General features: G+C 58.4%; 17 protein-coding genes, 1 tRNA gene and 1 pseudogene. 6 read left to right on the top strand and 13 right to left on the bottom strand.

Going from position 1 to position 22157, the window contains the following annotated elements:
* The first annotated feature begins 108 nt into the window (after positions 1–108).
* Positions 109–723, top strand: coding sequence for an FMN-dependent NADH-azoreductase (locus PY649_RS06085; protein WP_285867547.1), 615 nt, complete (start codon positions 109–111; stop codon positions 721–723).
* A gap of 53 nt (positions 724–776) precedes the next feature.
* Here the strand turns inward: PY649_RS06085 and PY649_RS06080 are convergent, their stop codons facing one another.
* Positions 777–1364, bottom strand: a complete 588-nt coding sequence (locus tag PY649_RS06080; RefSeq protein WP_285867312.1) for a TetR/AcrR family transcriptional regulator — start codon at positions 1362–1364, stop codon at positions 777–779.
* 106 nt (positions 1365–1470) lie between these two features.
* On the opposite strand from PY649_RS06080, the gene PY649_RS06075 reads away from it, so the two are divergent.
* Positions 1471–2247 (top strand): SDR family NAD(P)-dependent oxidoreductase, encoded by a 777-nt coding sequence (locus PY649_RS06075; RefSeq protein WP_285867310.1) that lies wholly within the window; start codon positions 1471–1473, stop codon positions 2245–2247.
* Positions 2248–2323: 76 nt separating this feature from the next.
* On the opposite strand, the gene PY649_RS06070 is transcribed toward PY649_RS06075, so the two are convergent.
* Both PY649_RS06070 and ilvA read right to left on the bottom strand, forming a co-directional pair.
* Positions 2324–2665, bottom strand: coding sequence for an HlyU family transcriptional regulator (locus PY649_RS06070; RefSeq protein WP_285867309.1), 342 nt, complete (start codon positions 2663–2665; stop codon positions 2324–2326).
* A gap of 37 nt (positions 2666–2702) precedes the next feature.
* A complete protein-coding gene (ilvA, locus tag PY649_RS06065; protein ID WP_285867308.1) occupies positions 2703–3953 on the bottom strand; it encodes a threonine ammonia-lyase in 1251 nt (416 codons plus the stop codon).
* A 385-nt stretch (positions 3954–4338) separates the two neighbouring features.
* Between ilvA and PY649_RS06060 the strand changes: the two genes are divergently transcribed.
* Together PY649_RS06060 and PY649_RS06055 are read left to right on the top strand one after the other, a co-directional pair.
* Positions 4339–4614 (top strand): hypothetical protein, encoded by a 276-nt coding sequence (locus PY649_RS06060; protein WP_285867307.1) that lies wholly within the window; start codon positions 4339–4341, stop codon positions 4612–4614.
* Positions 4615–4663: 49 nt separating this feature from the next.
* A tRNA-Leu gene (locus tag PY649_RS06055) sits at positions 4664–4748 on the top strand.
* Between the two features lie 307 nt (positions 4749–5055).
* Here the strand turns inward: PY649_RS06055 and PY649_RS06050 are convergent.
* The 6 genes from PY649_RS06050 to zorA form a co-directional block, all read right to left on the bottom strand.
* A complete protein-coding gene (locus tag PY649_RS06050) occupies positions 5056–5718 on the bottom strand; it encodes a hypothetical protein (RefSeq protein WP_285867306.1) in 663 nt (220 codons plus the stop codon).
* Between the two features lie 178 nt (positions 5719–5896).
* Positions 5897–6637, bottom strand: coding sequence for a hypothetical protein (locus PY649_RS06045; protein WP_349644410.1), 741 nt, complete (start codon positions 6635–6637; stop codon positions 5897–5899).
* A 73-nt stretch (positions 6638–6710) separates the two neighbouring features.
* Complete coding sequence (locus PY649_RS06040) at positions 6711–9809, bottom strand: DEAD/DEAH box helicase (RefSeq protein ID WP_285867304.1); 3099 nt, start codon at positions 9807–9809, stop codon at positions 6711–6713.
* A gap of 9 nt (positions 9810–9818) precedes the next feature.
* Positions 9819–11126, bottom strand: a complete 1308-nt coding sequence (locus PY649_RS06035; RefSeq protein ID WP_285867303.1) for an EH signature domain-containing protein — start codon at positions 11124–11126, stop codon at positions 9819–9821.
* Positions 11123–12145: an OmpA family protein gene (locus tag PY649_RS06030; RefSeq protein ID WP_285867302.1), complete on the bottom strand. Its 1023-nt coding sequence runs from the start codon at positions 12143–12145 to the stop codon at positions 11123–11125. The genes PY649_RS06035 and PY649_RS06030 overlap by 4 nt, the downstream gene beginning before the upstream one ends.
* A gap of 59 nt (positions 12146–12204) precedes the next feature.
* On the bottom strand, positions 12205–14235 hold the full coding sequence (zorA, locus tag PY649_RS06025) for an anti-phage ZorAB system protein ZorA (protein WP_285867301.1): 2031 nt from the start codon (positions 14233–14235) through the stop codon (positions 12205–12207).
* A gap of 567 nt (positions 14236–14802) precedes the next feature.
* On the opposite strand from zorA, the gene PY649_RS06020 reads away from it, so the two are divergent.
* A complete protein-coding gene (locus tag PY649_RS06020) occupies positions 14803–15132 on the top strand; it encodes a hypothetical protein (protein WP_285867300.1) in 330 nt (109 codons plus the stop codon).
* Between the two features lie 48 nt (positions 15133–15180).
* Positions 15181–15393 carry a hypothetical protein gene (locus PY649_RS06015; RefSeq protein ID WP_285867299.1) on the top strand — a complete coding sequence of 71 codons (213 nt, stop codon included), beginning with the start codon at positions 15181–15183 and terminating at the stop codon, positions 15391–15393.
* Between the two features lie 423 nt (positions 15394–15816).
* Here the strand turns inward: PY649_RS06015 and PY649_RS06010 are convergent, their stop codons facing one another.
* The 4 genes and pseudogenes from PY649_RS06010 to PY649_RS05995 all read right to left on the bottom strand — a co-directional run bounded on the left by PY649_RS06010 (position 15817) and on the right by PY649_RS05995 (position 22117).
* Positions 15817–17169, bottom strand: a complete 1353-nt coding sequence (locus tag PY649_RS06010) for a restriction endonuclease subunit S (protein WP_285867298.1) — start codon at positions 17167–17169, stop codon at positions 15817–15819.
* The gene (locus PY649_RS06005; RefSeq protein ID WP_285867297.1) at positions 17166–18701 is read right to left on the bottom strand and encodes a class I SAM-dependent DNA methyltransferase; all 1536 of its coding nucleotides are present in this window, start codon (positions 18699–18701) and stop codon (positions 17166–17168) included. The genes PY649_RS06010 and PY649_RS06005 overlap by 4 nt, the downstream gene beginning before the upstream one ends.
* Before the next feature lie 65 nt (positions 18702–18766).
* Positions 18767–20920 (bottom strand): annotated as a pseudogene (gene hsdR, locus PY649_RS06000) (type I restriction-modification system endonuclease); the annotation flags it as partial.
* Positions 20921–20935: 15 nt separating this feature from the next.
* A complete protein-coding gene (locus PY649_RS05995) occupies positions 20936–22117 on the bottom strand; it encodes a DUF4145 domain-containing protein (protein WP_285867296.1) in 1182 nt (393 codons plus the stop codon).
* Between the last annotated feature and the right edge of the window lie 40 nt (positions 22118–22157).

Raw genomic sequence — 22157 nt, 5'->3', positions numbered from 1 at the left:
ATCCATATTATCACAGTTTTTTCGATGGCACTGCAGCCTTATTTCTTTTCTCGAACGGCGGCCAGTCTCCTGCCTGGCTCCCGCAACCCATTGAAAAGGAACATGACCATGTCCTCCATCCTGCTTCTGACTTCCAGCCCGCGCAGCGACTCGCTCTCCACCAAGATCGCCACCGAGCTTGCCGACAAGATCAAGGCCCAGAACCCGGGCAAGACGATCGTCCACCGCAATCTGGCCCTCGCGCCGCTGCCGCATATCGATGAGCTCTTCACCGCCGCCATCCGCACGCCGGCAGAGGCTCGCAGCCCAGAACAGGCCGAAGCTGTCAAGATCTCTGACCAGCTGGTGGACGAACTGCTCGCTGCCGACACCGTCGTGATCGGCACCGGGCTCATCAACTTCAACATCTATTCGTCGCTGAAGGCCTGGATCGACAACGTTGCCCGTGCCGGCCGCACCTTCACCTACACGGAAACCGGCCCGAAAGGTCTGGCGACCGGCAAAAAGGCCTATATCGTTCTTGCTTCCGGCGGCGTCTATTCCGAAGGCCCGGCCGCTCCGCTCAATCACGCCGTCCCCTATCTGAAGTCGGTTCTCGCCTTCATCGGCATCACCGAGGTTGAAACGGTCTATGTCGAAGGCCTCGCCTTCGGTCCGGAAGCCGCTGAAAAGGCAATCGGCGCTGCCCAAGCCCGCGCAACCGAGCTGGCACTGGCCGCTTAAGCTTCTAAACGACAGCTATTTCTTGAGAGCGGCCGGTCCTCACCGGCCGTTTTCTATTTCCCGTCGTCCTTCCCCAATTCCTTCACGAAGCTCTTTACGGCCTCCAGAATTTCATTGGAAAGCTCTTCATCGTCTGCCACGCGAGCAAGGCCAACAGCACCTGTCATCACGCACGAGGCAATGATGGCCTTGCGCCGCGCGTCTGCGGTATCCGGATGCGGCATGCGCGCCGTCATCGCTTCGATATTTTTCCGTAATCCCTCCGTGGCGATCGCCCGGATAGCATCGCCGCTGCGCGCAATGTCGGCCGTCAACGCAGCATAGGCACAGCCCTCGCCGCGGTGGTCGCGATGGCGAATGCTGAGATAATCGTCGGCATATTGCTCCAGCGGAACATCAGCGGGATCGATCCCCTTCCCCTCCAATTGCCGCCGCCACGATTCCACGGCCGACTGGACGGCTTCGGCCACCAGCTCGTCCCGAGAGGCGAAATGCTTGTAGAAGCCGCCGACCGTCAGCCCCGCCTCCTTCATGAGATCGGCAACGCCGATACCCTCCAGCCCCTCCTCCCGCAGACGCTTGGCAGCGAGCGTCACGATCCGCTCATGTGTCTTCTGCTTTTCCAACTGCGAATGGCCCATCGAAAAATCTCCTCAGAGCATCTTGACGAATGTAGATTATAATCATAATCCTTATAGCGAACGATCATAATCCAGATCGCCGTTGAAGCCAATAGGAGATACGAACATGCGCCTCAAGAACAAAGTTGCCATCATCACCGGCGGAAATAGCGGCATCGGCCTTGCCACCGCCCGCCTCTTCCTCGCCGAGGGTGCGAAAGTTGCCATTACCGGCCGCAATCCAAAGACCCTTGCCGCCGCCGTCGAAGAGCTTGGCGGCGATGTATTGGCATTGCAGGTCGACGCCACCGACGTCGCAGCCACTGAAAAAGCCTTTGCCGAAGCGGCTCAAAAGCTCGGCAATTTCGACATCGTCTTCGCCAATGCCGGGATTGCAGGCGAAACCGCTGTTGGAAAGACCACCCTCGAACAATTCGAGGCGGTAGTGCGCACCAACTTCACCGCCGTCTTCTTCACGGTGCAGGCTGCGTTGCCGCATCTGAACGACGGTGCATCGGTGATCCTGAACGGCTCCGTGCATGCCGTCCTCGGTATCCCCGGCTACTCCGCTTATGCCGGCACCAAGGGCGCCGTCCGCGCAATGACCCGTAACCTGGCATCCGAACTGGCTCCGCGCGGCATCCGCGTCAACCAGGTCACGCCCGGCGCCACCAAGACGCCGATCTGGAATACACGCGCGATGACTGAAGACGCCAAGGATGCCCTGGAAGCACGCTTCGGCAGCCTGAGCCCCCTTGGCCGTATGAGCGAGGCCGAAGAGATCGCCAACGCTGCCCTTTACTTCGCGTCGGACGATTCCAGGAACGTCACGGCCATCGAAATCACAATCGACGGTGGCGCGACCAGCGCTCCGTCGGGTGCCAAGCTTTTCCGCGCGGCGTAAGGGCAAGTAGAAGCAAAAAAAGATAAGGCCGCTCTTCGGCGGCCTTTGTCATTCAGGATTACTGGCCGAGCCTGGATCAGACCTGGCGAACCTTCTCGCCATCGCCGAACAGAGACGGGCCGTTCTGGTCGATGATCTGCTGCGCCTTGCGGAAAGTCGATTCGAGCGCATCGTCCGACGAGGTGAAAACATCGGCGCGGATGAAATTGCGCACCAGGATCTCGCCGTTCACTTCCTTCTCGATCCGGCCCATGAGGCGGAACTGATTGCCTTCGCGCTGCGGCGTCGCGTAGATCGTGCAGCCGCCATGCACCTGCGGCTCAGCCGTGACGGAGGAATCGCCGGCCTTTTCGGCGCTCGTGGTTGAAGCGCCGCCGCCGGTGAAAATCGAGAGAATATTCGACAAGATCGAAGCCATGAATCGCCTTTAGCATGAAGGACGTGGGGTGGCAAAGTTAAATAATCAGGTTCGCCAGAATGTCGTTCTCGGTGATGTCCTCATAGCCCATGCCCGAGCGCTCGAAATTCTCGACGAGCTGCTTGAAATTGTCGGGGTTCTTGGTCTCGATGCCAATCAGGATGGAACCGAAATTGCGAGCGCTCTTCTTCAGATATTCGAAGCGGGCGATATCGTCTTCGGGACCGAGCAGGTTGAGGAAATCCCGCAGCGCGCCGGGACGCTGTGCCAGCCGCAGGATGAAATATTTCTTCAGCCCGGCATAGCGCATGGCGCGCTCCTTGACGTCGGGCAGGCGCTCGAAATCGAAATTGCCGCCAGAGACGACCGCGACGATCGTCTTGCCGCGAATGCTCTCACGATCCATCAGCTCGAGCGCGGTGATCGCCAGTGCGCCGGCAGGCTCCAGCACGACGCCTTCGACATTCAGCATATCGGTGATCGTCACGCAGATGGCATTTTCCGGGATCAGCATCACCTGCTCGGCCGCAAAACCCTTCAGGGCGGCGAAATTCAGGTCGCCGATGCGGCCGACCGCCGCGCCGTCGACGAAATTATCGACCTTCGCCAGCGTTACCACCTGCCCCGCCTCCATGCTGCGCCTGAGGCTCGGCGCCCCCGCCGGTTCGGCGAAGACGAATGTCTCCTTGGCGACGCGATCGGCAAAAAAGCCACTGATGCCGGCCGCCAATCCACCACCGCCGACGGGCAGAACGACGTGGTCGGGCACGACACCGTCCGGCAATTGCTCGGCGATTTCGGCCGCGACGGTCGCCTGTCCCTCGATGATATCGGCATGGTCGAAAGGCGGCACCATGACGCCGTCTATGTGCTGCACATGCTCGCGCGCCGCCTGGTAGCATTGGTCGAAGAAATCGCCGAATAGCTTAATGGTGATGAATTCTCCGCCGAACATGCGGGTCTTGTCGATCTTTTGCTGCGGCGTCGTCACCGGCATGTAGACCACGCCCGGCACCCCGAAATGGCGGCAGACGAAGGCAAAACCCTGCGCATGGTTTCCGGCCGAAGCGCAGACAAATGTCTTGCCCGTGCCGCCCGCGGCAATCACCTTGCGGAAGAAATTGAAAGCGCCGCGGATCTTGTAGGAGCGCACCGGCGTCAGATCCTCGCGCTTCAGCCAAATCTCCGCACCATAGCGTGCGGAAAGATGCTCGTTCAGCTGCAGCGGCGTTGCGGGAAAGAGACCACGCATGGCCTCGGTGGCGTTGAAAACATCCTGCTTGTCCACGGCCTTGATCCGTTCTTGTTCAATCCGCCTTCGCTATGACACAGGAAACCTGAGTAAAGAAAGCCTCTTTGTCGTGCTTTCGGCCCTATTCGGGCGATTGCGACTATCAAGCGCGCAACTGCCATGTTTCGCGCCACCATGTTACATCCGGTCGCAACACAAGATCTTCGAATTGACAGAAGGGGAAGGCCCGCCTCCAATGCGAGCCAGCCATCATGACGATGGTTAGAGGCCCGCTCCAATCCGGCTCACCCGGTGCCGGCGGGCTTCGCTTGTGGGGCCGGGCTGCAACACCGCTCGCATTGTCACGGCGGATGCGCCAATCTTATTGTGAAAGCATTGGAAAAATGGCATCCGGCTTTTCGAATTTTTCGGAGAGTTAGGGATGCGTCTTGTTCTCATTGCGGTTGTTTTGGCCTTTTCGCTGGCTTCGTGTGAAACACAGGGACGCGTATCGACGAGAACAGTCGTCGTGACGCCGAAACAAGCGAGAGCATTGCTACAGGACGCCGAAAAGACCTGCTCGTATCTGGGCAGCGACAAGAACTTTCTCAAGAATTATTGCCTGGATACGTACCTCAGGAATCGCCTGAGAAATTTCCCCACCGAAGGAACGGCTGCTAAACCCGCCCCCTCGAAATCCGCAGGCAAGCACATATAAGCGAACAATCGCTTGACTGAATCGCTCAAGTGCTTGAAGGGAAAGGCACGCGGACGTGGCGAAACTGGTAGACGCAAGGGACTTAAAATCCCTCACCTTCGGGTATACGGGTTCGACCCCCGTCGTCCGCACCATATTGAAAAATTTTATGAAATCGGATTGCTTCTAGATCCTACCCCGGCGTGATTTTTGACACAGGGGGCACGACAGGGGGCACGCAGCGCTACCGAATATTTTGTCAGTCGCCGAATAGGAATTCCTGGACCATTGGCGTGAAGTGAGCCGAGCATTCATCAGGACAGGGTCAGCGCGGCACAAATCGTGTGCGGCGCAACGGACGACGGGAGGTTTTGATGCCCCGAGGGAGGAAGCGCCAGAAGACTGCCGCGGCAAAGACAGATCCGATTTTATCAGCCCAGGCGGCAGCAGTGCCGGCTGCGTCTATTCCGCTTTTGCGGCTGGGAGCCGAACCGACGGCCGGTAGCCGGCCTTCATTGTTTCGATGAGTATCCTCGGCGTCAGCATGATGATCTTTGTTCGCGGAGAGATGGAAACAGGGGCGGTGTATCCGCCGTGGCTCCATGGATACGCCTCACCTTCCCAAAGGAGATGAGGCAGGTGCGGATTGTCGGCCAATGTCACGAATGCGCCGGACGGAAGATCGCAGGCTTCGGCAACGTATCGCCGCTGTTGCGTCTGATCATCGAGCCTGTCGGCGTCCAGCTCTGCGTCAATACGACTCACCGGGACCTTTTGATCGTCGGGGTATCCCTTCGCCCGATTGAATGCGACCTTGAAGCGCGTGTAATCCGCGAAGCGGCACTGAGCGCACGGTCGATGTCCTGCCGCCATTGCGACAGCCTCATCCCAGAAAAAGAGGGGTGTGTAGCGTCCGGGAGTGTCAAATGTGACCCGGTAACCGTTCCGCTCCTCAAGCGTGCAGCATATCCATGCCTTGAGCTTGAACAACCTGGCAATCGACCCGTCGGCCGCGTGCAGGTCTCCCCGGTTGCCCATGAAACCGCCGTGGTGGGGCGAGGACTCGAGCTGGCCGAACGGGGTCACACGATTCGGGCGATTACTTCGACGGATTTCAGTACTCATCGGACGCCCTTAGAAATGGACTTGAAGACGAACCATGGGCTCGGCCGAGCAGCCTGAACATTGGTACCGCTGTTACGCGTTGCCGAACGGCGTCTACGGCAATGTTGGCATTGTTGCGGTCTCAGCATCGTCGTCTCCCACCTAGCTCCTGAAGGGCGCGACATGATCGCAGCAGCATTCATCTTAGCAAGCTTATTCTGTATTTATACGGCGCACCCTCCTCGACCAGAACACGATTCCCAGCTCGGGCGTTGTTCAGAGTGAAGAAGGTTCCTATCCATCCCCTCGCCCTGAACAGCTTTTTGGAGCCATCCAGATCCGTGAGAATCTCCTGCCCTCCTTCCCAGGCAACTGTTATTTCGCGGGAGGCCTTTTCCGCTTTGTTTGAGCCACCGATCGTATCTTTCGGGAAGCGATCGAAAAACTCGCGTAGATAGATGTGATTGTGGTCAATATTGCCTTGAGTAAGGACACTCTCACCGATTTGACGCCATGCGAACTCCAAGAAAGGCGCGCGAGCATCCTTCTGCCGAGTATCGTCGACTGTCGACACCGACTCTGGCAATGGCTCTTCCAGCAAAGCCAGTTGTCTTTCAATGCCAAGGCTTACCGTCTCGCCCAACTCGACCCAAGTAACAGCTCCATTCGGATGCTCATAGCGAACGGGCGTGGGAAGCCTTCGAACATCCGCGAGATACCAGGGCCTGTTCCATTTGGCGACGACACCTGAACGTATCATATCTTCCGGAATGCGATGATGTTCGAACGTTGCAACCATCTCATCAGGGCTTAGCGGATCTCCGGCGCCGCTCAATCGTGCCACCCCGTAGACGCACCCCATACCTTTCCAGATTAAGCCGAACCAACCGCGATGGCTCGTTCTGGTCGAGCGCATCTCCCAGTCTTTATGGCCGCTCAAGATCAAGCTGATCCAAGGAGCGTCTATAACGAGCCCCTTGCTTACGCGACTATCGTTTACTGGAGTTTCCACTTTATTGGATAGCATAGGAGCCATCATTTTCCGGGGGTGGCAGTTGAAGCTCATCGCGGGCGAACATTGCGGCAAGTGCCTTGCCAAGCGGATCATCTTCCGCTCGGAACCCCTCCGCGGCCATCCCTCGCTGGAGTGTCGCGACGTCATCGTCGACGTCGCCCATCGGCCAAAGGGCCGAATTAGCAAGACGGCGTTTGCGCATCATCAGGCTTTGGAGAAGGCAATCGAAGGATTGCTCCCTATACGCTTCATGAACAGCCATGGGTACATGCACGGTAACGCGATGCGTTTGACCAATACGATGTACGCGATCGTTGCACTGCTCCTCCACAGCCGGATTCCACCACCGCGAAAGATGAATGACATGGGTAGCAGCGGTCAGCGTCAGGCCGGTCCCGGCTGCCTTTGGACCAAGGACCAACACGTCAAAGCCGCGATCTTCGTTGAGATGCTGCTGAAAGCGGTTGACGATCGCCTGTCGCTGCGGAATTGGCGTGTCGCCATTGATCAAGTCGACCCGCGCAAGTCCAAATTCGCTGCGCACCAGTTCGATGAAGCGGTATTGCATCTGTCGGTGCTCGATGAATACGAGGGCACGTTCGCCTTTCGCCTTGATATGTCGTAGGATATCCACCGCAGCCCGCAGGCGGGCGGACGCAATGACAAATTCTTCATTACCTGCCTTCATGTCTAGTAATGGGTGGACGGACACCGTCCGAATGTGATGAAGCATCTTGAGCTGTGCGCCCATGCCCCCGCGCGCCAGCTTGAGCCGCGCATCGTCATAGGCCACGGCCTGAATATCAGGCATGAGGCGAGGATGGATACGCCGGGACTTTGGCGGCAGGTCGACAGCGACCGCCTCTTTCAATCGGCGAATGGCGAGCGGTGGGCTGCCAGCGCGCGATAAAAACACTCTGCTATGCAACTCGGCCATATTGCCTTCGTCGGGCTTCGCATATCGCTGCCGGAAATCCCTGAGACTATGGAGTGAGCCCGGTGCCAATTGGTCCATGATGGCCCAAAGATCAAGGGTGGTGTTTTCGATCGGAGTGCCGGTGAGGCCGATCCGGAAATCCGCCTTGAGAGCACGGGCGGCCACCGCTCGCAGGCTTACCGGATTCTTCAATGCCTGGATTTCATCGAAAACGACCGCCGAAAAGGGAATTCGAGCTAGTGAGTGCTGGTAATTGGTAAGGGTCGTATAGGTCGTAAGCAGCCAAAAGCGATGCGCTCGCCCTTCCGCGACGGCCTCGTGCAACGCTCCGAGATCAAGCTTAGCTTCAGCGTCGTCCGTATCTTTGCCTTTTGCTCCGGTCAGCTTGCGTCCGCCGAGACTCGACCCGTAAAGCCGGATAAGATGACCCAGTCCCGACTCGTACATGTGCCGGGCGACCTCCTGTTCCCAGTTCTCGAGAAGGGAGGTAGGAGCGACGACGAGAATGGGACCTCTGTTCGCCGCGGTAGGCATGGCGGTCACGCCCTTAAGCCAGGCAAGGAAGGAAATCGTCTGCAGCGTCTTGCCGAGGCCCTGTTCATCGGCATTGAGAATGCCATTCAACCCCGCTCGCCAGGCTGCAACTTGCCAAGAGAAGCTTTCTTCCTGATGCCCTTTCAACGGCGTGCGGATGCCTTCGGGCAAAGCGTCCGAGAGTGCCGTCACGCGCGGCCGGAGCGCTGCGAGCCATTTGAGGTCGTCATAATTGACCTTGCTGTCCAGGACAAAAGGACCCGTCTTTCCGAGTTCCGCGTCGTCTTCCTCGTGTTCACCCGTATTGGGCGGGCTCATGCGTTCGTCTATGAGCCTCAGCATTTCTGGCCGAGCGGGAATTTGCAGATCCTCTAAATCCACTGCGGGCCGCCCGGCGTCTATGGCCCTCTGCACGCGCTCGCGTAGTGCCTCAAGCCCATCCAAATTCAGTCTGTCGAGAGCCTCGTTCAGGCGCGTGCTGAAATCCTCCGGCAGCCAGCTTGTCCCGCTGCCCTCGAATTCCCCAAGACCTGGTTTTTCATATATCACCACCCCGGTGACCCGCTCAGAGAACTCGCGGGTTTCGACCAACACGGGGCCGGCGGCGGCCTCAATGGCCTCCTGCTCCGCCTGCGGCGACAGTCCCTCCAACGCGCCGGAAGTGCGCAGCTGCGCTTCCATCGCGTCCGTCATCCGCGGCAGGGGATTGCCAATAAAGGCACGCCGCTCCTCAGGCGGCGCTTTTTGCATGCTGGCCATTACCGATAGAGCTGGAGCTGCTGATCGCTCCACCACGACGTATCGACCTGGCGACAGACGATAAGCGGGCAACGCGCCCCTGCTCCTTACCAACGTCTGGAACCTGCGAAGATCTGCCCCCGCGACTTCGCTCATGGCTTCTGTAATTTCCGAGACGCCAGAAGCAAGGCTATGACTTTCCAATGTCTCGCCGGAAAACGGCACCACGTCGAAATCCGAGTCGCTGCTTGGTGAAATAGAAAACCTGTCAACCAAGCACACCTCGAGACCGCTAAGAAAATCCGTCATCGATATGCGCGCCGCCCCATCCGCCGGACCGACTGTGGCACTGGGATCAAGCGCTCTACGGAATCGCCCAAGCACTTCCCAGTCTGCGGCATCGCCACCGCCCGGCTGGTGTCCATCAGCGATCTCGATTGCGTCGAGTACCCATAGGGGTAGGCGTCGCAGACCACTTGCCGTTTCCAGAAGAGAGCCAGTACGACGCGGCACCTGGCGTTGACCGTTGCGTGACCATTCATAGCGCAGCCGAAAATCCGACGATCCGACTATGCCTTCGGCATCGGTTTTCAGCGTCATATCCACGAATGGCGGAAGTCCTAAGAGAGCCCCCGCGTCGGCCGAAACGGACGCAGCAACGCGGTGGGACATCACGATCCGATCAGATTCGACCGATAGCGGTTCGCCCAACGCGTCCGACGCCGCACGCAGATCGGCAATCGCATAGGCGAGCGCTCGCTCATCTGGGCTCAAAGTCTGTAGATTGGGCTTAATGCTGCCGCGCAACAAGCGACGCAGCAGGCTCGCCGGCTTGTCCTTCACGAAAAGGATAATCGCGTTGGGTGACACGGAAACGTCGAAGTTCATAGCCAAATCCTAGATGTTTTCGACCACCCAGCCCTGCCAATCGCCATTGTGCGACTTGGCTTTCGCTCCTGGAATCAAGCGAATTGCTTCACAATCGTAGCGTGGCTGGTAAAGAGTAGGTGCTCGTTGACTAGTTTCGTCGAAAATATGAACCTTGTAGCTGTGTGAGCCTTCAACAACGATCTTCCTGCCAATTTTTAGTACAAGCAGAGATGTGTTCGTCCGGCTGTAACCGGCTGTTTGCAAGCCGAATTTCAGCGTACCCCTTCCTCCCGCGCCACGTCGTCTGGCTTCTTTTTCCGCCAATTCGCTGAAGGCGACCCAAGCTGCGTCAATGCGGCCGCGCTGATGCAATCCAAGCCAAAACGTCCTTCGCGGCTCCCACATATGACTGTCTTCAACGGCGGAAACGACGTCGAGGAAGAATCGGATATTCTCCCCTGTCAGCCACCGAAGGATGACCTCCATCCTATCCGGCGGAACGGCCGACCAGACGCCACCCCGCTGAACTCGAGGATCGCCGTAGATACCAACCGTATTTTCAGTCAAATAGCCAAGATCCTCAGGAGACGGATTGCGACTGACCCAGTGTCCCAGCAAGGCTGAGATCGCCTCGCCGGCGCCGGCCGTTTTCGCCTGCTGCCCCTCCGGCTTCAGCCAATCGAACAGCCGCTCCATTTCACCCCGCTTGTTGAGATGGGGCCCGATACGCCCCACGTACGCGAGATGGGCAGCGTTCATCAATCCAGGCGCATGTGGATTGCGGAACCCCATGCGCCGCAGCTCATTCCAAGGATCGTCCATCGAAACCATCTTGCGGGCGATGGCGTCAGCCGCCACATCCGGTGACAGAATGTCGGGCACGCTCTCAATAAGGGCGCGCCAGCGCGCGCCAAGTCGCCCCTTCGCCTCAACCAAAGCGGCGGCAAGCTGACGTGTGTGGTCTGCAGTGGCGTCAAAGCTTTCCATATAGACGGAAAACAGTCCGCCCAGAAAAGCCGGGCGGGTGGAGACCCTGACTTCCCGGCAATAGAAATCGCGGAGTTCCGCGAGTTCAGGCCTGCCGCGCCGATCCTGATCGAACAACGCGCGCGCCGCGGTTGTCATTAGCGATAGCCGCGTACCGTCCCAATCGTCGTGTTCGAGATGCTCGCGCACTATCGCCACCAGCCTCTCCCGGTCCTTTTCCGGCGGATTAGCGACGATGTCGGGCCAGCGAGACAGGATGCGTTCTGTTCTGGAGATCAGATTATTGGGCGCTGGCAGGGCGGGGCAAACGAAGCGGCCTTTCTCAGCGAGGCTCTTGGAGAGGCTCAATTTTCGACCTCCGAAGGAGAGTCGCCACGGAGAACCTGGCGGATGCGATCGATTTCGGCAGACTTGCTTGGCGTATACATAATGATCCGCAGATCGACGCGGCGGTTCGTGTCCCGCCCTTCCTTGGTCGCATTGTCCTTGACCGGACGCATTTGTCCGTAACCCGCTACGGAGAGGACGGGCTGGTGCCGGAAGTTTAGGAATTGCACCAGTTCGGGGGACTTCCCAAGAATCGTGGAAAAGGTGCTGTTTGCCCGATTGGTGGATAGGGCAAGGTTGGCAGTGAAATCGCCAGTCGAATCGGTATGCCCCTCAATTTGCAGGGCTTCGATGATCGCATTTCCGGGATTGCACTCAGGCGTCCACTTTGAATGGCTACCAAGGGTGTAGCAGGGCAATATCTGCGCAAGACGGGTCGCCACGGTCTCCACGATGGCTCGCCGGTCGGGACGCAAGGTCGAAGAGCCGGTAGCGAACAGGCCGTCACCCTGAAACCGCAAGGCGTCAGTTTCCTCGCTGACAACCACTTCCAGGTCGGGGAAATCAATCTTCAATTGGTCACGCAGTGTTTCGAGAATCCTGCGGCGTTCGATCGCTGATTGTGCCAGATAGGCTTCGAGCGGCTCGGTCTTGCGAAGTTTCTCGAGTTCCTCCTTCAACGTGGCGATTTCCCGGCGCAGGTCTTCGATTTCCCGCTGTTTGAGATCAACTTCTTTGCGAAGTTCGGCGATCGCCGTCACCTGGGCTGAGATGATCGTTTGCGAACGCGCTATCTCGCGCTGCTGATCATCGATTTGCCGCTGCTTGAGATCGACTTCCGTGCGCAGTTCGACGATGGTCGCCTCGTTGCTCGAGATGACCGCCTGCAAGCGGGTAATTTCCCGGTGCGCATCATCTCTCTCTTTGACGACCTCCTCGTGGATCGTCCTGGGGACAGTGTCCTTTTCACTGTATTGCTGGGCGAAATAAGCCAATAGCAAAATGACGATGAAGAGAAAACTTACCGTCATGTCCGTCATGGACACGAAAGCGCTTTCCTCCTCCTCTTCCCTGTAGCGCGTCCGGAGGCCGCCCCGCATCACGCTCTCCGCGATTGCGGCGCGAACTGCTCGGCCTGTTCGACGATTTCCCGCATCGTATCAAGGGCGGGATTGAGGCGGTCCTGCAGGTCTCGGACGTGACCGAACATCCCCTGTACTGCCTTTTCGACATTGTCTGTGTAAAGTTCGAAAGCTTGGCCGAGCTTTACGTCCATCTCGTCGAGACGGTCGCCCTGTCCTCTTAGGCGTTCCAGCATCACGGAGACACCACCTAACGCGTTCTCAATGGCCTTGGCCTTTTCGCTGAGAATTTTCTCCGCAGCGGCGAGTGCGGAGGCGGCTGAAGCCGCCGTTGCCTCCGCGGAGCGGACCACGGTGCTCGCCGCATGCTGCGTACTGTCAGTAAGGTGTCGGATGGATCCGTCCATGCGGTCGACAACTGTTTTGATAGGGCTGGACGCCGCGACAAGCGCCCCCGCCGCACCGCTGAACGTACCGGCCGCCTTTTCCGAAGCTTCCGCGCCAGCCTTCACGCCATCGGCCATTCGCCGCAGGTCGATGGTGCCCTCCTTCAGGTGCTCGACCACAAGCTCGAACCTGTTGCCAATCTCTGCGAGAGGCGCAAGCAAACCGGCGCCGGCCTTTTGCGACACGTCCTCTGCGACACGTGCGATTTCGGCGCTCGTGCGGCTGAAGACCTCAGCCACATTCTTGCCGGCCTCATTGATCGACGAACTGACCTGCTCGCTCGCCTGTTTCATGCGATCTTGCGCGGCGTCCGAACCGGTTCGCGTCGCCGCTTCGATCTCCTGTTTGAAAGAGGTCGCTGCCTGGCGCATCTCGTCTGCGGCCGCGGACATAGCGCGCGCGCCTTCGCCGGTGTTGTCACGAATGCCTTCAAGTGTTCGGTTCATGACCGCAAGGAGCTTTTCTGCCCCTTCGTTGAATGTCCCTCCGGTGACCTCGGCGGTATTCGTGAGCGCCGCGCGCAGGTCCTCAACCGCCTTTGCCACGCGCTCGGTTACGCCTTCCATTTCGGAGCCAATGCGCCCGGAACTCTGGTCCATCCGCTCTGCAAGAAACCCAAGCTTTTCCCCGGCCTCGGAAATTCTCTGGCTCGCTTCGGTAAGCGCAAGACCAATCGAATCGGTCAACCGGTCCGATAGGCCCGAAACCATGTCACCGACACCCTCAGCACCGAGTTTGCCGACGCGCTCGACAATTGGGGCCATGGCCCCGGCTATAGAATTTTGGATGGCGGCTGGAAGCTCCTCGCGCAGCGGGCGACCGATTTCCGCCACCAATTCCATGCCGATCAGCCGGAAATGCTCCCGTTGCTCGCGGGTCGCTTTCAGCTGCTCTGCGGCAAGCGCTTCGAGGCTGATGTAAGTAAGACGCGCCTCGACCGCACCACATAGAGCGTGGATGGCACGCTCGAGGCGGCCATAGGCGCTCCGCAAAACAATCGTGAATAGGATCGAGCAAAAGAGGCCGGTCAGCGACATGATGAACTTCGCTGAAGCAACAGACAGCAGTTGCCGCATGACATTGCTGTCTATCTCGCGTCCCTGGGCCATTGTGGATAGTGCGGCAATCAAGCCGAGGAAAGTCAGGAACAGCCCAACCGAAACGAAAAGGCCAGGCACAATGCGCCAGAAGCCAACACCGAACCCTAAGTCCTCAGGGTTTAGAAACGCGGATGGGCGCACGGCGTTGCGCAAGATGACTGTGCCATCTTCATCATGAGGTACCAGAGTTTCCCGGTATTCATGCCAGGCGGTGGCCAGTTGCCGCCGGTACTTGTTGGTACTGCCTTTGCTTATCGCGGCCGACAAAACGTCAATGTCGCGGCTGAAATCAGCTCCGGTGGGACTGCTGAGAATTTGACGTTCGAGCCATCCAACCGCATTCTTCTGCCTGATGATGTTCAGTGAGAAGACGAAGGTGAAAAGCACCAAGCAGGCGATAATCCCCAAGACAACGATCCCGGGAGCCGCCTCATCTTTAACGAGATAGTTCGCCGCACCGAGGATAACCGCAACAACGGAACGTCCGATCTCATGAATCACGATAAAACTTGCCCCTTAACCCCGTAGAATATCAGAAATCTAGTAGAGCGATATCGCTGCAATCAAGGGGCGTATTGTTGAAAGAAGGGAACTCCACAAAAAAACCAATGGTCCGAATTTTCCTGGCTTTCCAATTCGAAGAATATTTGCCTCAGTCGATGCAGGTTCTCCACTCCAATTGCGGATCAGCAAAAGCTTAAATGCCACTACTGTCGGGCCGAAGTCTTGCGGAAATTAGACACAAGCTTGCGCTAAGCTGCCATGGAGCCCACTCGACGTCGCTCAAGCCCAGTTGATCGGCGATTTTGTCGCTCGGTCCACCGAGGCAACCGCCATGCCACGCCGCTAGCCGGCGGGCGATATTTCGGAATAATGGGGACGTTCCGGATCTTGATGGATACAAGAGCGCATTTCTCCGCGTGGTAGTCGGCCAGTGAAGATGTGCACCGGGCCTCCAGAACTGTTGGTAAGGTGATCGAGGGTGGCTGCCTCAGGGCGCGGAGCGTCGTTGACAAAAGGCGTCCGCTTCAACAACTTCCCCCTGTAGTTTTAATTTCGGGGGAGCAAATGGATATCGCTGACAAAAAGGTGTCGATCGTCGGAAACGTCGTCTACTCGAAAGATGGACGCACACATGCAGCCAGGGGCTATGTCGACGACGGCTCTGCCGTTCGCGACAGAATTATGCTTATGGCCGGCGGAAGGTCCGACCGCAGGCTCCGCGTTGAAATTCGCGGCCTTGCTGCATTGCCGGACCTCATCGCCTCCATATTGCTCGACAAGCCGGAAGACGACGAGTCGGCGGAGGAGTTCACCGATCGTCTCAGGATGCGCGACGAGATTGCCCAAGCCTTTCAGGAAGCTGCCGCCCGCATCAGGAACGCACCCCGGGAATAGAGTTAGGGCATTGCTTATCAAACAGGAGTTTCTTTAAGGAGTCACGCGATGCAACGGCTGATGACCAAGGAGGAGTATGAGGAAAAGGGTATACTCCTAGGAATGAGATATAACGAGGTGACCAACACCTATACTGCCGAGACAAGAGATTGGAACGTCATTGCAATCGCTTACGACGCAGATACATTGGAAGAAGTATCCGATGAAGAGTTTCAGAGGCGCGGCGACTGGTACATAGACAATGTGGGCATCAAGTCATGAAGCCAAGGCATTTCTCCGTGCAATAAAACCTCGGTCTAACCCTGGCTTTTCGCGTCCGAGCTGTATGCGGCGGCACTTCACCATCCTGTCGCTGAGCCCGGACTTTTCGCTAATTCACGGCAGCCATTGGCGGTGTGGCCGCGCTGATCTACAGGAGATTGCGGCCTGTCTCGCTCGCCACGAAGCTGTCTCGTTCCAGACTGTCGGTCATACGCGTTTTGGACATATGAATTTTCCCAGTTGAAACGATTGTACGGCGGGCGCTCACCGGCCGCTCGGTAGCAATTCTTAGCGTTTCGCATCGGACAGGCCGAACTGATTTGCAATTTTGTCTGACACATCAGGCACTCGGGACTTACCTTCGACAGCGGGCCGCGGAACGGGAGCATCAGAGCCTGACGGTCGGGAATTGCGACGATGTTGTCAGGATGCCGCCTTCCGTCCACGTTTCGGCTTCGGTGCGGCTCCACGTTCGGTGCGGATGCGCTCAAGAAGTACGCTCGCTGGTTCTTCATTCGGGTCCTGCGGTACCAGTTCGCCGCGGAAGGCCTTGGCTAGGATCGCTTCGTCTAATTTGCCTACCAGTTCCAATGCGCGCTTGGCCTCTGCTTCCAACCGGTCGATCTTAGCGAAGGCGGATTCGATACAGCGGACGATTTCGTTTTGTTCAGGGAGAGGTGGCAGCGAGACTTTCAACGCCTGAAGTTGCTGGCTGTTGACGTTATTGACGCCACTGGTGGATTTTGCTGCGTCTTCAATCGTCCGCCTGACCTCAGCCGACTGCATCCAATACTGGATGAAGAACGGAGATGCTCTCTTCAGATCAAGTCTTATGCGGATGAGATATCCCGCAAAGAGCATGCCAGCAGCGGTCGACTCTACAACAGCGGAACGCCCAACTAGGTCAACGCTACCGTTGGAGCGAATGACGAGCAGGTCTCCCTGGGCAAGGGCAAGCTTCTTCAGCTCCTTTTCATTGAATGAGGCATGCTTCAGATCTGAAAGATCGATCCGGCCGTTGGCCACATTTGGGATTCGCAGGACGGGCGTCTGTTCGGGCGCATATGTACATTTCTCTGCGGTGCCGTATCGGACGTCAAATGCAAGTTCGCCGAGGGTGGACGACGGCCAGCTGGACCGGTTCAACACCGTCAGCTCCCCGCTGAACGCCTTGCTGAGCACGGCCTGCTTGTAGCGGGAGACGAGGGTTTCGATGCGGGCGAGTTCGGTGCGAGCGCGGGCGGATTTCGCGTTCAGCGCATCCAGCTTGGCCACGATGCGCTTTTGCTCGGCCAAGGGTGGAAGGGGAAATGGAACCTGCTGTAATTTGGAGCCAGAAAGCTCAAGGAAAGTTGTTCCACTAGCAAGAGACTCGAGAAATGGTTTCGACCATTTCAAATAATGTCGAGCGAACTCCCCGGAGAGGCCTCCGAACAATGTGAGGCTTTTGAAGCCCTGATTCGTCGCAATTGGATTTGCGGCAATTGCGCAATAACCTATGGGCGCGCGGGATGTGAAAAGCACCGCACCGGAAGGTAGTAGCTTTGCTGCAGAGTTCTTATAGCCCCGTTCGGACAAGTTCCGGCGGCCACGTCTTATATAGGTGTTTTCGTAGCCGGTGAGATCCGCCGGAGTAATCCAAGGAATTCCTCCCTCGTCCGCGAAGTTACTCGGATCATTCGCAGGCGGCGTTCCCCCGCCTGTCACGTTTGCGATATCTTCGATCGAGGTCCAACTCCAACTTTCTGGAACCGACCAGCGAGGTCCAGGACTCATTCCGCCGCCTCCGGAAGCTCGTCGCCAAGCTCCACCATCAGCGCCTCGATTTCCAGCGTGGCCGCCTGCAGGTGGCCGAGAATGGCGGCGGCAATGTCTTCGGGTTCGGTCAGGCCTTCTTCCGCTTCTTCTTCCGCCTCACGCAGCCAGGCAATGTCGAGATTGTCGCTGCGCGCGGCGATGTCTTCACGGGTGAACCTGCGCCAGCGGCCGGCCGCGCCTTCGTCCGGGCCGCGCTCGGCGCCATCGGGATCTTTACCAAAGGCCTTCTCGAAGCCTTCGAAATGGGTCCCGGCCAGCGGCGTGGTCTTTCCGAATTTAGGCATCTGGGCGCGCAGGTCATAGATCCAGACTGCCTTCGTGTTCCCGGTCTCGGTCTTGCCGCGCGTGAGGAAGATGACATTGGTCTTCACGCCTTGCGCATAAAAGATGCCGGTCGGCAGACGCAGGATGGTGTGCAAGTCGCACCAGTCCATCATCATCTGGCGCAGAGCCTTGCCACGCCCATCCTCGAAAAGGACATTGTCTGGCACGACGATGGCGGCACGGCCACCGGGCTTGAGCGCTCGGATACAATGCTCGACGAAGGGAAGCTGGTAGGAGGAGACGTTGGCGGTGACCGAGAGATCCTGCCGTGTCGGCGCGCCGCCTGCCGGGCCGAAGGGCGGGTTGGTGAGGATTAGGTTGGCCTTGCCGAGCGCGGTCCCCTTGTCGGAGAGCGTGTCACCGAGATCGACATGCTCGCTGTCGATATTGTGCAGGTAGAGGTTCATCAGCAGCAGGCGCAGCGTGCCCGGCACGTTTTCCATGCCATGAATGGCATTTCGCTTCTGGAACGCCTGCTGCTTTTCGCCAAGCTCGAAATAGTTGTCGGTGCGTGCGCGCATGTAGCGGTCGGCGGCGATGAGGAAACCGCCGGTTCCGGCTGCCGGATCCTGGATTACCTCGCCGGGCTGCGGCTGCATGAGCCGTACCAGAAGTTCGATCAGCACGCGCGGGGTGAAATACTGCCCGGCACCGCGCTTGGTTTCTTCCGCATTCTTCTGCAGCAGGCCTTCGTATAGATCGCCGAACTGGTCGCGCTCCTCGGAGAACCAGTCTAGTTCGTCGATGGCGGTCACCAGCGTCGAGAGGTTCTGCGGCTCGCGAATGAAGGTCGAGGCGTTGTCGAAGATCTCTTGCACCATATCAGGAAGCGGACGGGCATCGGCATAGCGCTTGCGATCATCCCCGGACGCGTTCTCGCCCGGCGGCAGGACGAGCGCATCCTCCTTGCCGAGCCGAGTGCTGGTCGCGCCCAGTGTGACCAGCATGTGCCGATAATGTTCAAGTTTGGCGAGGCCATTGACCTGAACGAGGTCCGTCCAGCGCATCGTCTTCGGCAGGCTGCCCGTCTCGCGGTCGCGCTCTGCCATCATCTTCAGGAACAGCAGGTAGGTCAGCTCGGTCACATATTGCTGGTAAGTAATGCCGTCCTTGCGCAGAACGGTGCAGAGACGCCAGAGTTTCTGGACGATGGCATTGGCATTCATGATGGCATTCTTTCGGATCAGTGATCGGTGTGAGCGTTTGTAGCGGACGTTCGGGCAGGGTCAACTCAGGCGGCCGGGGTTTCCCAGATTGCCTCGTTGAAGGCGTGAAGGACATTGTCCAACTCACCGTCGAATTCCTGGGATATGCGTCTGAAGCCACCGCGGTCCGCAAAGACACCCTGGTCCAGCAGTGTCGGATCGGCAACGGGCTTATCCTTCAGGGCGCGGCCGATGCGGCGCAGCCAATCCTTCTGCTTTGGCGTCCACGACCTTGATTGCTCGATCTTCAGGATCGCAGTTTCGACGCGCGTAGCATAGGGGACGAGCGGATCACCGATTGCCGCCTGGCGGACAAAGCCGATGATATGGGCGGCGATATCGGCGTTGCGGGCCTTGCCGTAAGCAGCGCGCAGCATTGATTCGGAATAGTTCTTCTCGTCAAGAAGGCCGGCGAGTTCCGACAACTCCTTACGGGTCAGATCCCGGGGCCGCTGGGTGACGGCAATCAGCGCAGGGACCTTGTTCATGTTTTCGCGCACAAAGCGCTCGAAACCGGTAATGTAATCCTCCGGCGTGGTATTCTTGCCAAAGATCTCCTCTATGCGCAGCAACTCGTCTTCATGGTTCGAAACCACCACACCGTCACCGTTGCGACCACCGCCCACGGGACGGCGCTCCAGTAGTTCGACGGCGCGAGGATGGGCCTTGAGCCACGCCCCTAGCTCGGCACCCGACTGTGTGGAAAGGCGCTGCATCGCGGCTTCGGGCGTCTCGCCCGTTTGCCGCACGAAGCTTTCACGAGTTTCCTCGTCCATGCGCTTAGCCAGCGCCCGCATCCGGACGATGACCTGGCCTGCAACCCAGTTCTTGTCGTCATCCGCGCCGGCGTTTTCGAGATCGACCACGAGTTGGCCAAGGGAGACGTCCGGCTTGACGACGACTGGCCGCATATCCGTCATCTCCTGCAGTTCGGCATAAAGATCGACCGCGTCGAAGATGCGGAAATACTCCTTGCCGATCTCCGGGCAAAGACGTGTGGCCCGGCCGATCATCTGGTCATAAAGGATTCGGCTTTTCACCCTGCGCACGAAGACCAAGTTGCAGATGGTCGGCACGTCAACGCCGGTCGTCAGCAGATCGACGGTGACTACGTATTTTGGATATGGATCGTTCTTGAACTTCAGGATCAAGTCGTCAGCCTTGTCAACATTGCCGGTGATCTTCATCACCATGCCATGCGGTACCGCCTGCTTGCCGTGCTCATCTTCGAGTTCTTCGACCAGCAGGCGCACGATGTCATCAGCATGTGCATCCCGAGCTGCGAAGATCAGGGTCTTGCCCGGCTTGCCTGGTGGGATCTCTGAGGCAATCGCGCGGCAGACCATGCGGTTGAAGGCTTCCGAATAGACGCGCTTGTTGAAATCGGCGACGTCGTAGTCGAGGGGCACATCGTCCGGGAGTTCGAAAAGGTCAATCTGTCCAGTCTTGGTGTCAACAATCTCGACTTCCTCGCCGCCTTCGAAGTGAATTCCCGCCTCCGAAAGCGCCGTTGTAATGCGCTTGGGCGGGAGGTGATCGTTGAGATAGCCTTCGACGACCGCTTGGCGATAGCCATAGTGGAAGACCGGGTGACCGAAGATCTCGCGAGTATGGAGAGCCGGCGTCGCCGTCAGCGCCACCGTTACCGCATCGAAATAATCGAGGATCTGACGGTAGGCCGACTGGTAGTCGTCCAGGTTCCGGAAGCCGATATCGCTTTCCCGAAGTTCGGCATCGAGTGTGTAGCCGCGATGTGCTTCATCGACGATGATACAGTCAAAGGTGCCCGGCGTCGGGCGCTTGGCGGGATCTGGCTCATTGAGAACGCGCGCTATCAGCGACTGGACGGTCGCGACCTGAACCTGGTCCTCGGCCTCCGGCACCTTCTTTTCAAGTCCTGCGACTTTGTAGATCTGGGCAAAATTCAGCATTCCCTCGATCTCTGTCGTTTCCAGAGCATCGCTGGTCTGCTGACCGAGAGCTTTGCGGTCGACGAGAAACAGGATTCGACGGAAGCGCTTGTGTTTCAGCAGCCGGTACATCAGCGCAATGCTGGTGCGCGTCTTGCCCGTCCCGGTGGCCATGGAAATCAAGATTTCGCGGCGGCCGGCAACGATCGCATCCTCGACGGCCGCGATCGCCTCCTCCTGATAGGGGCGCATTCTGCCCTTGCCAAAGCTTTCCTCCGCGAGTCCCTAGGCAGCGGCGCCGAGATCCGTCTTGAGGATGTCAAGCAGGTCGCCCGGCGAAAACCATGCCGTCAACGGTCTCGGATGATTGGTGTCATGACGAAGGTCGCAAAACCAGATTCCCGACTTCGTCTGCCATTGCCGGACGTATGGCCTGCCATTGGTGGCGAACACGAACGGTACAATGAAAGGTTCTTCGAGGCCCTGCTTCCAGGGGCCGTGCGGATGCCGCTCCTCGGTCGAGAGTTCAATTGTTCGAGCGTAGCGCTCCGCCTGACGCAAGGTCGAAGGCACATCGACGCTCTCACGTTTCGCTTCGATGATGCCGACACAGATCAGCCCGACAAAGAGAGCATAGTCCGCGCGCCCGCCTTTCGACGGCCATTCGGCAATGGCCATGCTACGACCTTCTTCCGGTCGCGCACCTTTCTGATAAACGAGGACGTCGCTGTCGGCCTCCCAGCCCGCGTTAACGAGCTGGACGTCGATGAGGCGCCGCGTTTGGCGTTCGTCCAGTTCCAAGCGAGTTGCAGCCTGCTGGCCAGCCTGCTTCAACTCTATCTGTGCCTGCTGGGACTGCGCCTGCGCCTGTTGCTGCAGTTCGGCGAGCTTGCGACCCAGTTCGGCTTGGTTGGCCTCCAGCTCAACGGCGGTCTGTTCCCAAACCGCACTCTCTTCGGCAGCCTGTCGGGCAAGCTCCTCGGCCGCGGCGCGGGCCTTTTCAAATTCATCCGCGGATGCATGGGCAGCGGCAAGTTCAGTTTCGGCCTGCTGAACCTGCTTGCGTAACGCATCCAGTTCTATTTGTGTCGCCTTGTCGATCTCCTGAGACGACTTTGGCGGCACGAAGGGGCCCGGCTTGAAGTTCGGATCTCGCGCAAAGGTGCGGCGATACCAGACGCCGAGCGCCCGGCAGAATTTGAGAGCCGAGAGAGCTTCTCCGGGAGAGCCTACGAATTCGTGGGTTGCCTCGTTGCCGACTTTTCGGATTGCGTGGAAGATGTCTGCGACATCACGAGGCAGCACCTGCTGTGTCGTCAGGCGACGAAGGAGATCATTTGTCGTCTCGCGGCTCGATGCGTCATAAACGCCGGATAAAGCCGCGATTTCCTTGATCATGTATTCGCCGAACTGTCGGCTCTTGATCAGCGATGTGTTGGCGTCTTCTGCGAAGAATCGCTCGGCCAAGATACCTAGCCGATAAAGCTCAGGACTAATTTCCTGGAGA

The organism is Rhizobium mayense, from assembly GCF_030272705.1.
GTDB lineage: Bacteria > Pseudomonadota > Alphaproteobacteria > Rhizobiales > Rhizobiaceae > Rhizobium > Rhizobium mayense.
This window is presented reverse-complemented; position numbering and strand designations above follow the sequence as displayed.